The following is a 13,595-nucleotide window of genomic DNA, read 5'->3' as shown; positions in this document are numbered from 1 at the left end:
CGGGTAGGTCTGCGAGAAGGTGCGACCGGGCGCACCTTTTCGCAGACCTACCCGCGAGTCAGCCCGGCGATTGCCGCCGCCACCTGGTCCATGAAGGCGTCTGGACAGATCCGCAGTCCCAGCACCGGAATCCGCAGGACCGGGTGCCGCTCCATCGACACCGCGTTGGCGCGCAACGCATCGTCGACCTCGGCCAGCCCCTCGCGGTGCTGGATCCCGTCGATCTCGACGACCAGGCCACAACCGAACTCGGCGTCAGATACACCCGCCCGTGTGGCCCACGGCGAACACTCTGGCGCACCGGTTCCTGGATGCGCCGCCGGCGGCACTCCCCGGCGAAGTCGAGCTCACCGAGGGAGTGAACCCCGTCGCACACATCGCGGACGACGGCATCGAGGAAGCGCCGGTTCGGTGAGCGACGCACCTGCCGCCAGGCCACGAGCAGTCTCGCGGGTGAGGTCAGCCGCTGCTGGATCGGCAAGCAAATCAACAACGCCGCCTGGCGATCGCTGACGGCCATCTGGGCTGCCCGGATGGTTGCCGTCTCTACAGGTGTGCGCGGTACGCCCCCGTGCGCGGTGGCAACGAGTACCCGGCGGCGGCGGACCCGCACGCCGGCGAGCGGATGCACCACCGCGTCGCGCGGGACGCTGACATCGATCACCGTGGGGGTGAAACCGGTCAGCCCCGATGCGACCAAACCCGACGCGCCGTCGAGCAGCGCTCCTGGCGCAGACTCCCAGACCGCCTGCCAGGACAAGCCGGTTCCGGTCGGCCTGCCCGAGCCGACGACGACCGAGCCGCCGATGACCAGGGTGTGGATCCCCGCGCTCGCCCAGCGGCCGGCCGCTATCTCGCCGCGCACCTCGAAACGGGTGATCCCGAGCGCCGCGAGTTGCCGGCGATCGACGACCCCACCGTGCTCGCTTGCCAACCGCGCCGCGGCCGCGCGGCGCCACAGCTGACGCGCCCGGATCTCCTCCTTCCGCGAGGTGGGCAGCATGGTCGTCACCCGGCTACGGTCCGGTGCCCGGGGCCGCGTGGGCAACTCCACGGGCTCGACCTTGTGGATAGCGGATGGGCCTGGCGGCCACGACCTTGTGGATACGCGAGTCCCGCGTTAGTTAGGTCTGCGAAAAGGTGCGTCCCGCCGCACCTTTTCGCAGACCTACCCCGAGTAGGGAGAAAACCGGTTGCGCGTGCCACGCCCTTCCGCTTGACTGGCACGCGCAAACACGTCCGACGAGTGAAGGAGGCCGGCCATGACTGTCTTGGGCCTTGACCTGCCCCGCCCCCAAAACACCACTCGTCAGGAGTTCCGCAATGCCACGATCGGACGCGACGTCCTTCGCGATCGATAGCTTCCCCGACGCCCCGCCCGAGGGCGAGCGCTGGTCCACCTGGGACGGCGCCACACACGGGCCCAAACCCCGGCCCGACTGGGTCATCACCGACCTCGGTGCCGTCGAGCAGGACCTGGGGGTCCTCAAGACCGGCAAGGAGGCCGACGTCCACGTCGTGCGCCGCTGGGTGCCCGACGGCACAGACGCGCCGGCCGCCGACGTCATCATGGCCGCCAAACGCTTCCGCACCGGCGAGCACCGCCTCTTCCACCGCGATGCCGGCTACCTCGAAGGCCGGCGGGTACGCCGCTCCCGCGAGATGCGCGCCATGGCCCGCCGCACCGACTTCGGCCGCGAGGTCATCGCCGGGCAGTGGGCGGGCGCGGAGTTCGAGGCGCTCAAAGCGCTGTGGGACCTGGACCTGCCGGTCCCCTATCCGGTCCAGCTCTCGCACACCGAGATGCTGATGGAGTTCATCGGCACCGACGGCGTCGCCGCGCCACGCCTGGCCAGCGCGCGCCCCGACCGGGACGACCTGCCCGATCTCTTCGAGCAGTCTCGCGAGGTGCTGACCCGCCTCGCGCTACACGGCTGGACGCACGGCGACCTGTCGGCCTACAACATCCTGCTGCACGAGGGCCGGCTGGTCTTCATCGACTGGCCACAGATCGTCGACATCATCGGCAACCCGCAGGGCTTCGACTTCTTGCACCGCGACGTTCACAACCTGTGCAGCTGGTTCGTCAGCAAGGGCCTGGAGGTGGACGAGGAAGAGCTCTTCGGCGACCTCGTCGCGGCGGCGACATCGCGCTGGTGACGCCGCTCGTGAGGGCTACCACGCCTCGCGGATGACGCTCATCGCGTCCCCGATGCCGAGCCCGGAGCGCTGCGCCGCTTTGACGAAAAGCACGGCGGCCGCAGCGACCTCTTCATCGGCCCGGGCGGAGGGGGGCGTGGCGACGACCGTGCCATTGCGCCGGTTCGTCGCCACGACTCCCTCGCCCTCCAGCTGCCGGTAGGCCCGCGCCACGGTGTTGGTCGCCAACCCGAGGTCGCCGGCGAGCTGACGCACGGTCGGCAGCTTTGTCCCCGGCAGCAGTGCGCCCGAGCGCACCGCCGCCACGACCTGCCCAACAATCTGCTCGTATGCCGGCACAACCGACCCCGAGTCGACGCTCAGGATCATCCGTCGAGCCCCGCAAGCGCGTGCCCGCGCGCCCAGGCAAAGCGCGAGTCCGCGGTTGCGGCCAGCACGAGCACCAGGACGAGCGCGAGCGCCGACGCAACCAGGACCATCGCGCCGGCCTCGAACCACTGCGGGAACCCCGGGTTGCCGGAAAGCCACCACAACACACCCGCGCTGCCACCGGCAGCGAGGCAGGCGGCGGCGCCGACGACATCGCGCAGCGTCTGGGCGCGGATCACTTCCTCCCACTCCAGGCCGACGACGCTCCCGAGTTCGACGGACGAGCCGAGCACCCGGGCCGTGGCAGCCCGAATCAGCCATGCCGCGGCCGTGACCAGGACGAGCAGCGCGCAGCCGATCAGCACCCTCCCGACCGGGGGTGACCCGGTGGCCGCCGCCACGACGATGAGCGCGAGGGCCAGCGGCACGGTGGCGAAGGCGCCCACGAGAAGTCGAAGCTCGAGCGGGGTGACATAGTCGCCGATCTCACGGCGCCGCAGCTGGGCCAGCCGCGGACGGGGACCGGCCGCGAGCGGGCGAAGCTGACCGAGCACCGTGCCCAGGCCAGCGCCGATGGGTGCCGCGAACACAATCCAGGGCATGACTGGGTCGGCCCAGACAAGGGCCAGGCCCATGATGAGCATCGCGACCGTGACGCCGATGGCCCGGCCGGTCTGGCGCTGGCGCAGCCGCTGCACCAGGAGAGGCTGATCAACCCCCGCGTCGGGGAGACTGGCGAGGCGCTGCAGCCGACGGATCTCGTTGCCCACCAGGCGGTCTCGGGACGCCCAGACGAAAACCACAAAGGGAACGAAGACGATCGCCAGCAACACGATCCGACCGGTCCGCTCACCAAACGTGATTTCCACCGCGGTGACTGGGGAAAGCGCGACGACCATTCTCCTCATCTCCTTTGTGCCATTTTGTACTGCTACAAAAGTAGCGCGTCGATCCCCGGTCGTCAACACCCCCTCGTCCGCAAGGGTTAGGGTAAGGAATGCCCCACGGTAGCCGGCCGCACGCCCCGGGCCTCAGCCGCCGTTCCCTGCTCGCCGCGGGTGCGGCGACGCTCGCCGTCGGGGGAACGGTCACCGGGTGCCGGGGAGGTGGTGACGCGGGCGCGCGCCTGGCCCGGCAGGTCCAGACCGACACGGGCACGATCACCTCGGCATACCTGCCCAATGAGCAGATCGCCTATGAGATCGTCCGGCCGGATCGGCCCGCCCGCGGCCTGGTCATCGCGCTGCACGGGTACAGCCTCAACGGACCCAAGATGATGGACGTGCTCGACGTCGGCGCGCACGTTCAACGCACCGGGCTCGCGGTGGCCGCGGTCAGCGGCGGCGACTATTACTGGCACAAACGCCGAGCGGTGACCTCCGGCAACGGGCAACATCCCGGCGTCGATCCCGCCGCCATGGTCGTCCAGGATTTCGTGCCGATTGCCCGCAAACTCACCGGGGTCCCCGATGCCGCCAAGATCGCCTTCCTCGGTTTCTCGATGGGCGGGTATGGCGCGCTGCTCCTAGCCAGCGACCTGGGTCCCGACCTCGTCTACGGCGTCGTCGCCGCCAGCGCCGCCCTGTGGACCGACCCGGCCCAGAGCGCTGCCGGCGCCTTCGACGACCGCGAGGACTTCCTCGCCCACGACGTCTTCACGCGGGCAAACGCGCTGGCCCACATCCCGATCCGCCTCGATTGCGGCCGCGACGACTACTTCTATGCCGCCAACAAGGCGTTCGCCAAACGCGTCCCGCACGCGCTGGTGACCTTCGACGACGGCGATCACACGGCGGCATACTGGCGCTCGCATGCCGGAGCCCAACTCGACTGGTTGCTCGCCCAGCTCGGCTGACCGCCCGCTCGCTCCGCCCGGTTCGACAGTAATCTGCGCCAAGATGGCGGCATGGGGATCTTCGATCGTTGGCGCCGGCAGACACCACCACCTGGACCATCGCCCGCCCCGGCGCCGGCTGCTGGCCGGTCCGCAGCCGGGGACCGACGGGCCCCGGGGCGGGGAGTTCGGATTCGGCATACGAGAGTCTCACGGACTGGATCCACGAGTTGCTCGGCCCGGGGTTCGCCACCGAGGAGGAGGTCCGCGAGCGGGTCGTCGAGATGGTCGCGCAACGACGAGGCCTGGGCCGAGCTGAGCGATGAGCAGGTCGAAACCGCCCTGGACGAGGTCCTCGCCGAGATCCGGACCGAGCATGCCCGCTGGCCCGATGAAGGGGATGCCACCGCCGTGTTCCGGGCGTTCGAGGCGATGGGGCAGGCCAGGATCGTCACCCGGATGAACTTCACCTGCTGCAACACCTGCGGGCACGCCGAGATCGGTGACAGCAAGGGCGCCGACACCGCCCGCGGCTATGTCTTCTTCCACGAGCAGGACGCGGAGCGGCTCGCGCCCGGCGGCAGCGACCTGGACCTGTCCTACGGCGGCTTCGAGCGCCCCGGAATGATCGACCGCACCGCCGATCAGGACAGCATCCGCGCCGGCCTGGCCGCCCTCGACCGCGGCATCGCCGAGGACGCCGTGAGCCTGCTGCGCGCCGAAGGTCTCACCGTCGATTGGGACGGCCAGCCCAGCTCGCGCATCCTGGTGACCGACCTCGACTGGCGCCGCAAGGTTGCCAACCGAAAGCTGAACTCTAGGAGGCGGTGATCGCCTCGTGGATCGCGAGAACGCGCTCGGCCATGTCGACGTGCAGTTGCTCGATCAGCCGGCCGTTGTAGGTGATCACTCCCCCGCCGCCGCCGGCCCGCCACGCATCGACGATGCCCCGTGACTGGTCGACCTCCTCGGCGCTGGGCGCGAACGCGGCATTGCACGGCTCGACCTGGCCGGGGTGGATCAGGGTCTTGCCGTCGAACCCGAATTGGCGCCCCTGCGTGCACTCGGCGGCGAAGCCGTCGGCGTCCTTAACGTCGTTGTAGACCCCATCCAGCACGGTGATCCCGGCGCGCCGGGCAGCAAGCACGGCGATCGACAGCGACGTCAGCAGCGGCGCGCGACCCGGGACGTGCTGAACCTGCAGTTCTTTGATCAGGTCGTTGGTGCCGAGCACGAAGCAGACCAGCCGTTCGTCGGCCTCGCCGATCTTGCGCGCGTTGAAGATCGCCTTGGGCGTCTCGATCATCGCCCACAGCTTGGTCTGCTGCGGCGCGCCGAACCGGGTCATCGACGTCACCAGGGTCTTAACCTCCTTGGCGGAGCTCACCTTGGGCACGACGATGGCGTCCGGCGCGGCGGCGCACGCCGCCTCCATGTCGGCCTCGTGCCATTCGGTGCCGATGCCATTGACCCGGATGGTGATCTCGCGTCGCCCGTAGTCGCCGGAACTCGCCGCCGCGCAGGCATTCTCGCGGGCCGCGTCCTTGGCGTCGGGCGCGACGGCGTCCTCCAGGTCGAGGATGAGCGCGTCGCACGGGATCGTCTTGGCCTTCTCCAGTGCCCGTTGGTTGGAGCTGGGCATATAGAGGGCCGAGCGGCGGGCGCGGTAGTCGCTGGACATCAGGCGTCACTTCCTTGTGCCGCATAGAGTTCGGCGAGTTCGGGGTCGTTGGCGGAGAGCTGGTCGGCGAGAGCGAGGATCACCAGACACTGCTTGAGCGAGGCGTCGTCCTCCATCTTGCCGTCGAGCATGACCGCGCCGGTGCCGTCGCCCATCGCCTCCTTGACCCGCCGCGCGTGAGCGACATCGGCCGCCGAGGGGCTAAACACCTTCTTGGCGATGGCAATCTGCGCCGGGTGCAGCGACCACGCGCCGACGCAGCCGAGGAGGAAGGCGTTGCGGAACTGGTCCTCGCACGCGACGACATCCTTGATGTCCCCGAACGGCCCGTAGTAGGGGAAGATCCCGTTCATCGCGCACGCGTCGACCATTCGCGCGATCGTGTAGTGCCACAGGTCCTGCTGGAAGATCCCGCGCTCGCCCTCGATGTTGCCGTCGACGGGGTCCTCGCGCACGAGATAGCCGGGGTGGCCGCCCCCGACCCGGGTGGTCTTCATCCGGCGGTCGGCGGCGAGGTCGGCCGGGCCGAGCGAGATGCCCTGCATCCGCGGGCTGGCCGCCGCGATCTCCTCGACATTGGCCATGCCGCGCGCGGTCTCCAAGATGGCGTGGACCAGCAGCGGCCGCTCCAGGCCGGCGCGGGCCTCCAACTGGGCAAGCAGCCGGTCGACGTAGTGGATGTCCTCGGGGCCTTGCACCTTGGGCACCATGATCACATCGAGCTTGTCCCCGACCTCGGTGACCAGCGTGATCAGGTCATCGAGCACCCACGGGCTGTCGAGGCTGTTGATCCGAGTCCACAACTGCGTGTGCTCGCCGAAGTCGGTCGACCGGGCGATCGCGACAAGGCCCGCCCGGGCCGCCTCCTTCTTGTCTGCCTTGACGGCATCCTCGAGGTTGCCGAGGAGCACATCGACGGTTCCGACGAGGCTGGGCACCTTGGCGGCCATCTTCTCGTTGCTCGGGTCGAAGAAATGGATCATCCGGCTCGGCCGGGCTGGGACCTCTCGCACGGGGGCGGGAGCGCCGACGGCCAAGGGAGCGAAGAACGCCTTTGCACTACGCATATTGGGCAAGCTAGCAGCGCGGTTGCCGCGACGGCGGGCGGGGGTGACGGGACGTGTGACACAGTTGCCCTGTGACCGAGCCAGCGAAGGCAGCGCCCGAGGGCCCGCCACCGCTGAATGTCACCGCGCTGCTGGCCGAGGCGCTCGCCAAGTCGTCGGTGTGCTGGGTCGAGACCGAGGAGCGCTCCCGCGCGCTCTGGTATGCCGTGCTCGACGGTGCCGTCCTGATCGTCACCGGGGCGGGCGAGCAGCAGCTGCCCGACCTGCCCGAGCAGGTGCGGCTGGTGCTGCGCAGCAAGGACTCTGGCGGCCGGCTGCTTCAGGTCGATGCCGCCGCGCGGGTGGTGACCGCCGAAGACTCAGGCTGGGAAGCCGCCGCGGCGGCGCTGGCCGCCGAGCGGCTGAACGCCACCGACGACCAACTCGCCCGGTGGCGAGAGTCCGGCACGATCTATGAGCTGCGGCCGTTCGGGCAGCCCCGCCAGGGCCCCGGCTCGTATGCCGAGCAGTCCGGCGCCGCTCCCGTCACCCCCGCACGAGGGACCACAGCCGGCTGGCGACCGCGACATCTCGGCGGTCGCGGGCGGCGACCTCGTCGGGGTTGATCGGCGGTAGCGACGCGGGGGGCCGGTCCGGGTCGGGGGGCGCCACCCCGACGAAGGCGCGGGCGTCGGCGATGCAGTCGTGCAACAGGGCGACCAGCCGGTCCTGGGGGTCGTCCACGCAGGCCTGAGCGACACCGATCACGCCGTTGATGGCAATCCCGGGGAAGGTCTTGTCCCGCAGCACCTTCTCGGTTTGTCCGCGAGTGACGTGGCGCCGGCCCCAGGCCTCCATGTCGGGCGCCGTCGCGAAGGCGGCCGGGACCCGGCGGCGCAGGTCGGTGGCCACCCGGTCGGGCAGGGTTGGCAGCGTCGACTCCAGGATGACCAGCCCGGCGGCGAGGAGCCGCTGCCGCTCGAAGGGGGCGATCGGCAGCCCGGCCTCGATGACCCGCATCGCGAGCAGGGCATCGAGCGCGATATCGGGTGAGTTCAGCCCGACGACGTCGGGGACGAGCGGGACCAGCCGGGCCCGGTGCCCGCCGTCGACGGAGTCATTGACCAGCCGGGCAATCAGCGCGAGCAAGGGGTGGGTGCAGGTGGGCTCGTCGCTCCACCGCTCTCCGGCGAGATAAGACGCGAACTCCATGAAGCAGGCCCCCCGACGCGGGTTGGGGTGCTTGCCGGCCGAGAGGACCGGCATACCGGCTGGGATGTGATCGGACATGGCGACACCTCCACCTTCAATGCGGAACCTTCCCGCAAGTGTGCGCCACTCCAGCGGCTTATGCCAGCGAAATGCGCCCCCTCGTTGGGCCGCGCACTAGCCTGACCTCGTGAGTGCCCCCACCCGCGTCTTCGTCGCTCGGCTGGCGAAGCTGCGTGTGTTCGACCCGCTGGGCGACCAGGTCGGCCGGGTGCGCGACGTCGTCGTCGTCTTTTCCCGCCAACGGCGCCGCCCGCGTGATCGGCCTGGTGGTGGAGGTTCCCGGGCGGCGGCGGGTGTTCGTGCCGATGACCCGGGTGACCTCGGTCGACGGCGGCCAGGTCATCACCACGGGGCTGGTCAACATGCGCCGATTCGAGCAGCGCGCCACCGAGACGCTGGTGCTCGCCGAACTCATCGAACGGCCCGTGCAGGTGCGGACCGACAACGGCGTCGTGTCGGCGACCGTCGAGGATGTCGGCATCGAGTGGGAACGCAACCGGGATTGGTGGGTGACCAAGGTGTTTTGCCGGGAGAGCCACCGCGCCGCGAGCGCGCTCGGGCGGTGGAGCACCCGGCGCGGGGCGACGTTCGTCGCGCCCATCGACGACGGTCAGCGGCCTGCACGAGTCCGGTGAGCAGCAGTCGGCCGCCCGGTTGCTGCAGGAGTATGAGGACCTCAAGCCGGCCGACCTCGCCGAGGCGATCCACGATCTGGCGCCCAAGCGCCGCGCTCGAGGTCGTCGCCGCCCTCGACGACGAGCGCCTGGCCGATGTCATCGGCCGAGCTTCCCGAGGACGACCAGGTCGAGATCGTCACCTCGATCCCGCTCGAGCGGGCCGCTGACGTCCTGGAGGCGATGGAGCCCGACGACGCGGCCGACCTGCTCAAGGACCTGCCCCCGGAGCGGGCCGAGGAACTGCTGACCTTGATGGAGCCGGACGAGGCCGCCCCGCTGCGCCGGCTGCTCAGCTATGACGAGAACACCGCCGGCGGCCTGATGACCACCGAGCCGATCGTCCTCGGCCCGGAGGCGAGCGTCGCCGAGGCGCTTGCCCTGGTGCGACGGGAGGAGGTGCAGACGACGATCGCGACGACCGTCTTCGTCTGCCGGGCACCGCACGAGACCGCCGACCGGGCGCTATCTCGGGCTGGTGCACCTGCAACGGCTGCTGCGCGAGCCGCCGCACGCCTCGGTCGGGCAGTTCCTGGACAAGGACATCGAGCCGCTCAAGGTGGGGGCGACGCTCGGCCGGGTCACGCGCACGTTCGCGACCTACAACCTGGTCTCCCTCCCGGTCATCGACGAGAACAATCGGTTGCTCGGAGCGGTGACCGTCGACGACGTGCTCGACCACATCCTGCCCGAGGATTGGCGCGACGAACGGCATGGGGTGACCCATGCCTGAGCTGCGTACGTCTCGGCTCGACCAGCCCGCCGAGCGGCGCCGCCAGCTGGTCACCCGGCCCAGCGGGCTCGATTCCGAGGCGTTCGGCAAGCTGAGCGAGGCCTTTGCCCGGTTCATGGGCACCCCGATGTTCATCTTTGGGATGACGGTCTTTGTGACCCTCTGGCTGGCGTGGAACACCTGGGGTCCGAAGGAGGCGCAGTTCGACCCGCGCGCGCTGAACTACACCCTGCTCACGCTCATCTTGAGCCTGCAGGCGTCGTATGCCGCGCCGCTGATCCTGCTCGCCCAAAACCGGCAGGCCGACCGCGACCGGGTCGCCTTGGAGCAGGATCGCTCCCGCGACGAACGCAACCTCGCCGACACCGAGTTCCTGACCCGAGAGGTGGCGGCGCTGCGGATCGCGCTGCGCGACAATGCGACCCGCGACTTCATCCGGAGCGAGCTGCGGGACCTGTTGGAGGAACTCGACGACCGGGAGGCCCAGATCAAGGCCAGGGCCAAGCGCAAGGCCAAAGCCAAGGCCAAGGCGCGAGCCAAGGCGCGGTCCCAAGCGTCGAAGGCGCAGGCCAAGACCGCGCGATCCGCGAAGGCGGACGGGACACCGTAGGCTGTCGGGGTGACGGAACGCCCTGACCTGCAGGCCCTGCGCGCCGCCTTGGCGCGCGTCAACGACCCGGAGATTCGCCAGCCGATCACCGACCTCGGCATGGTCGACGCGTTGACGATCGATGACGCCGGGGCGGTCGCGGTGACGATCCTGCTCACCGTGGCGGCCTGCCCGCTCAAGGAGACCCTGACGCGTGATGTGACGGCTGCGCTACAGGCGGTCCCCGGCGTTGCGTCCGTGGACGTGACGCTCGGGGTGATGAGCGAAGAGCAGCGGGCCGCCTTGCGCACCAAGCTGCGCGGCGGCGCTCCCGAGAAGGAGGTGCCCTTTGCCAAGCCGGGCTCGCTCACTCGGGTGTATGCCGTGGCCTCCGGCAAGGGCGGGGTCGGCAAGTCCTCGGTCACGGCCAATCTCGCGGTCGCCCTGGCCGCTCAGGGCCTGAAGGTCGGGGTCGTTGACGCGGACATCTATGGCTTCTCGATCCCGCGGATGCTCGGGGTGACCGGGCAGCCCACCCAGGTCGACGACATGATCTTGCCGCCGATCGCGCACGAGGTGAAGGTCATCTCGATCGGGATGTTCGTCCCCGGCAACCAGCCGGTGGTCTGGCGTGGACCGATGCTGCACCGGGCGCTCAACCAGTTCCTCGCCGACGTCTTTTGGGGCGACCTCGACGTGTTGCTGCTCGACCTGCCGCCCGGCACGGGTGATGTCGCGATCTCGATCGCGCAACTGCTGCCCAACGCCGAGATCCTCGTCGTGACGACCCCGCAGACGGCCGCCGCCGAGGTCGCCGAACGCGCCGGCTCGATCGCCACCCAGACCCGGCAGCGGATCGTCGGAGTGGTCGAGAACATGTCCTGGCTGGAGCTGCCCGACGGTAGCCGGCAGGAGATCTTCGGCTCCGGCGGCGGCGCCACGGTCGCGGAGTCGCTGACGGCGCTCACCGGCGCCGACGTGCCGCTGCTCGGCCAGATCCCGCTCGACGTCGCCCTGCGCGAGGGTGCCGATGCCGGATCCCCGGTTGTCCTGGGCAACCCGGACACCCCTGCGGCAAGGGCCTTGCTCGGCATCGCCACGCAGCTCGCCGGCCGCACCCGCGGGCTGGCCGGCCGTTCCCTCGGCCTGACCCCCACCGCCCGAGCCTGAGGAACTTCTGCTAGCAAAGGTTCCTCGCGCGCCAATAGGTAGCAAGGTAGTGGGAGGCCGACTAACTGCTGCTAGCAGAGGTTCCTCGCCCCGGGTCAGGTGGCCTCGAGGTCGTAGGGCACCTGGTAGTCGGCGTCGTCGCCGTCCTCGTAGCCGCTGTCGTAGCGCATCGGGGAGGCGAAGTCCATCCCGTCGTCCTCGTCGTCCTCCGGCGGGGCGCCGCCGGCGTGGCCGGGGAGGTCTTCGACGCGGGCCAGGGCACGGGCGGAGTCGCGGACCGAGCCGATCTCTTGACCCACCGGCGACCAGGCCTGTTCGAGCGGCTCGCGCAAGGCGTCCCGGACGATCTTGCGAGGGTCGTATTGCCGCGGGTCGTACTGGCGCCAGTTGATGTCGTCGAACTCGGGGCCCATCTGTTCGCGCAGTTGGTCGCGCGCGCCGTCGGCCATGAGCCGCAGTTGGCGGATACCGCGGGCGAGCTTGGCGGCATACTCGGGCATCCGCTGCGGGCCGATGATGACCAGGACCAGCACGATGCACACCACCCACTCGCTCCAATCCATGAACAAGTGTCCTCGCTGGGTGGCCGGTCGGTCTTGGGTCAGTTCTTCTTCGGTGCGGCTTGCAGAGTCATTGTGACATCTACGGTGCGCCCGTCCCGACGCACCGTCATCCGCACCGAGTCGCCGACGCTCTTGGCGCGGATCGCGACGATCAGGTCGTCGGCGTCGGTGATCTGGCGCCCGTCGAAGCTGAGGATGACATCGCCGGGCTGCATCCCGGCCTGATCGGCGGGCCCGTTATCCACGACCGGATCGCCATTGGCCTCCGATTCGCGCACCTTGGCGCCCTGGCCCACATAGTTCTCATCGAGCAGCACGCCGATGACCGGGTGCTCGGCGCTGCCCTTGCTGATCAATTGGCCGGCGGTCTTGACGATCTGCGCGCTCGGTATGGCGAAGCCGAGGCCGATGTTGCCCGACGATCCCGGGGAGCTGCCGGGGGGCGCGGCGATCGCCGAGTTCATCCCGATCACTCGGCCGGCTGCGTCGAGCAGCGGACCGCCGCTGTTGCCGGGGTTGATCGCGGCATCGGTCTGGATCGCGTTGATATAGGAGCGGGTGGAGGCATCGCCGGCGACCACCGGGCGGTCGACCGCCGAGACGATGCCGGAGGTCACCGTGCTCGACAGCCCGAGCGGCGCGCCGACCGCGAGCACCGGGTCGCCGACGACGACCGTTTCGCTGTCGCCGATCGGCAACGCGCGTAGGTTGGTGCGTCCGGTCGCCAGGACCGCGATGTCGTAGGCGTCGTCGGTGCCGACCACGCTGGCCTCGATGCGTTCGCCGCTGCTGAGGACGACCTGGATGTCCTCGCCGACGCCCTCGACGACGTGGTTGTTGGTGACGACGTGGCCGGCGTTGTCGTAGACGAAGCCCGACCCGGTGGCGCTCTCGCCGTTGCCGGCGGCACGGATCGTCACGATGCTGGGCAGCGCGTCGGCGGCGATCCGGGCGATGCTGCCCTCGGGGCGCACGGTCGAGCCCGACTGGGCGCTCGGCAGCACCCCGGGCAGCCCATCGCGCAGGCCGGCACCGACGAGGCCGCCGAGGAGGGCGGCGATCAGCCCGGTGACGACGGCGACCGAGATCACCGCGGGCCAGCCGGGGCCGCGGGCCCGGCCAGGGGGTCCGGCGGGCAGGGGAACGCCGCCGTCCGGTGTCCAGGAGCCCGAGGTCCACGCCTGCGCCTGGCCATAGGGCTGGCTGTCCGGCACGGCCGCTGGCACCCCGAAGGCCTCGGCCGCCGGTCCCCCGGCCTGACCCCCACCGCCCGCGCGTGAGGAACTTCTGCTAGCAAAGGTTCCTTGCGCGCCAATAGGTTGCAAGGTACTGGGAGGTCGACTAACTGCTGCTAGCAGAGGTTCCTCGGCAGTAGCCCCGGCCGCAGTAGCCCCGGCCGCAGTAGCCCCGGCCGCAGTAGCCCCGGCCGCAGTAGCCCCGGCCGGAGTAGCCCCGGCCGGGGTCGCCCAGTTCCAGGTGTCCCAGCCGGTTGACGGTGGTTGGC

15 protein-coding genes and 1 pseudogene are annotated in these 13,595 nt (G+C 70.1%); 8 read left to right on the top strand and 8 right to left on the bottom strand.

All coding sequences use genetic code 11. The features are described from left to right. Positions 1-58: 58 nt before the first annotated feature. Positions 59-1,012, bottom strand: a complete 954-nt coding sequence (locus V9G19_RS13690) for a hypothetical protein (protein ID WP_462285957.1) — start codon at positions 1,010-1,012, stop codon at positions 59-61. A 311-nt stretch (positions 1,013-1,323) separates the two neighbouring features. Here V9G19_RS13690 and V9G19_RS13685 point away from each other — a divergent pair, with 311 nt between their 5' ends. Further along, a complete protein-coding gene (locus tag V9G19_RS13685; RefSeq protein ID WP_462285956.1) occupies positions 1,324-2,160 on the top strand; it encodes a serine protein kinase RIO in 837 nt (278 codons plus the stop codon). Positions 2,161-2,175: 15 nt separating this feature from the next. On the opposite strand, the gene V9G19_RS13680 is transcribed toward V9G19_RS13685, so the two are convergent. Together V9G19_RS13680 and V9G19_RS13675 are read right to left on the bottom strand one after the other, a co-directional pair. Then, positions 2,176-2,529: a GntR family transcriptional regulator gene (locus V9G19_RS13680; RefSeq protein ID WP_462285955.1), complete on the bottom strand. Its 354-nt coding sequence runs from the start codon at positions 2,527-2,529 to the stop codon at positions 2,176-2,178. Further along, positions 2,526-3,428 (bottom strand): hypothetical protein, encoded by a 903-nt coding sequence (locus tag V9G19_RS13675; RefSeq protein WP_462285954.1) that lies wholly within the window; start codon positions 3,426-3,428, stop codon positions 2,526-2,528. The genes V9G19_RS13680 and V9G19_RS13675 overlap by 4 nt, the downstream gene beginning before the upstream one ends. Positions 3,429-3,526: 98 nt before the next feature. Between V9G19_RS13675 and V9G19_RS13670 the strand changes: the two genes are divergently transcribed. The 3 genes from V9G19_RS13670 (at position 3,527) to V9G19_RS13660 (ending at position 5,194) form a co-directional block, all read left to right on the top strand. Then, complete coding sequence (locus V9G19_RS13670) at positions 3,527-4,384, top strand: alpha/beta hydrolase-fold protein (RefSeq protein ID WP_462285953.1); 858 nt, start codon at positions 3,527-3,529, stop codon at positions 4,382-4,384. Positions 4,385-4,452: 68 nt separating this feature from the next. After that, a complete protein-coding gene (locus V9G19_RS13665; RefSeq protein WP_462286265.1) occupies positions 4,453-4,689 on the top strand; it encodes a hypothetical protein in 237 nt (78 codons plus the stop codon). Further along, positions 4,679-5,194, top strand: coding sequence for a DUF6891 domain-containing protein (locus V9G19_RS13660; RefSeq protein WP_462286244.1), 516 nt, complete (start codon positions 4,679-4,681; stop codon positions 5,192-5,194). The genes V9G19_RS13665 and V9G19_RS13660 overlap by 11 nt, the downstream gene beginning before the upstream one ends. Here V9G19_RS13660 and V9G19_RS13655 read toward each other — a convergent pair. Then, positions 5,181-6,044: an HpcH/HpaI aldolase/citrate lyase family protein gene (locus V9G19_RS13655; protein WP_462285952.1), complete on the bottom strand. Its 864-nt coding sequence runs from the start codon at positions 6,042-6,044 to the stop codon at positions 5,181-5,183. The genes V9G19_RS13660 and V9G19_RS13655 overlap by 14 nt on opposite strands. Then, positions 6,044-7,111 (bottom strand): HpcH/HpaI aldolase/citrate lyase family protein, encoded by a 1,068-nt coding sequence (locus tag V9G19_RS13650; protein ID WP_462285951.1) that lies wholly within the window; start codon positions 7,109-7,111, stop codon positions 6,044-6,046. The genes V9G19_RS13655 and V9G19_RS13650 overlap by 1 nt, the downstream gene beginning before the upstream one ends. A gap of 71 nt (positions 7,112-7,182) precedes the next feature. Between V9G19_RS13650 and V9G19_RS13645 the strand changes: the two genes are divergently transcribed. Beyond that, positions 7,183-7,716: a hypothetical protein gene (locus tag V9G19_RS13645; protein ID WP_462285950.1), complete on the top strand. Its 534-nt coding sequence runs from the start codon at positions 7,183-7,185 to the stop codon at positions 7,714-7,716. Here the strand turns inward: V9G19_RS13645 and V9G19_RS13640 are convergent. Then, positions 7,637-8,380, bottom strand: coding sequence for a hypothetical protein (locus tag V9G19_RS13640; RefSeq protein WP_462285949.1), 744 nt, complete (start codon positions 8,378-8,380; stop codon positions 7,637-7,639). The two genes, V9G19_RS13645 and V9G19_RS13640, sit on opposite strands and share 80 nt — an antisense overlap. Positions 8,381-8,489: 109 nt before the next feature. Here V9G19_RS13640 and V9G19_RS13635 point away from each other — a divergent pair. The 3 genes and pseudogenes from V9G19_RS13635 (at position 8,490) to V9G19_RS13625 (ending at position 11,528) form a co-directional block, all read left to right on the top strand. After that, positions 8,490-9,769 (top strand): annotated as a pseudogene (locus tag V9G19_RS13635) (magnesium transporter MgtE N-terminal domain-containing protein). Beyond that, the gene (locus tag V9G19_RS13630; protein ID WP_462285948.1) at positions 9,762-10,379 is read left to right on the top strand and encodes a DUF1003 domain-containing protein; all 618 of its coding nucleotides are present in this window, start codon (positions 9,762-9,764) and stop codon (positions 10,377-10,379) included. The pseudogene V9G19_RS13635 and the gene V9G19_RS13630 overlap by 8 nt, the downstream one beginning before the upstream one ends. A gap of 9 nt (positions 10,380-10,388) precedes the next feature. Continuing rightward, on the top strand, positions 10,389-11,528 hold the full coding sequence (locus tag V9G19_RS13625; RefSeq protein ID WP_462285947.1) for an Mrp/NBP35 family ATP-binding protein: 1,140 nt from the start codon (positions 10,389-10,391) through the stop codon (positions 11,526-11,528). A 95-nt stretch (positions 11,529-11,623) separates the two neighbouring features. On the opposite strand, the gene V9G19_RS13620 is transcribed toward V9G19_RS13625, so the two are convergent. Then, positions 11,624-12,091, bottom strand: a complete 468-nt coding sequence (locus V9G19_RS13620) for a twin-arginine translocase TatA/TatE family subunit (protein ID WP_462285946.1) — start codon at positions 12,089-12,091, stop codon at positions 11,624-11,626. A gap of 38 nt (positions 12,092-12,129) precedes the next feature. Beyond that, a complete protein-coding gene (locus V9G19_RS13615) occupies positions 12,130-13,317 on the bottom strand; it encodes a S1C family serine protease (RefSeq protein WP_462285945.1) in 1,188 nt (395 codons plus the stop codon). Between the last annotated feature and the right edge of the window lie 278 nt (positions 13,318-13,595).

Source organism: Nostocoides sp. (genome assembly GCF_037045025.1).
Classification (GTDB): Bacteria; Actinomycetota; Actinomycetes; order Actinomycetales; family Dermatophilaceae; genus Nostocoides_A.
The sequence above is the reverse complement of the archived record's forward strand: the minus strand, read 5'-3'. Positions and strand labels throughout refer to the sequence as shown.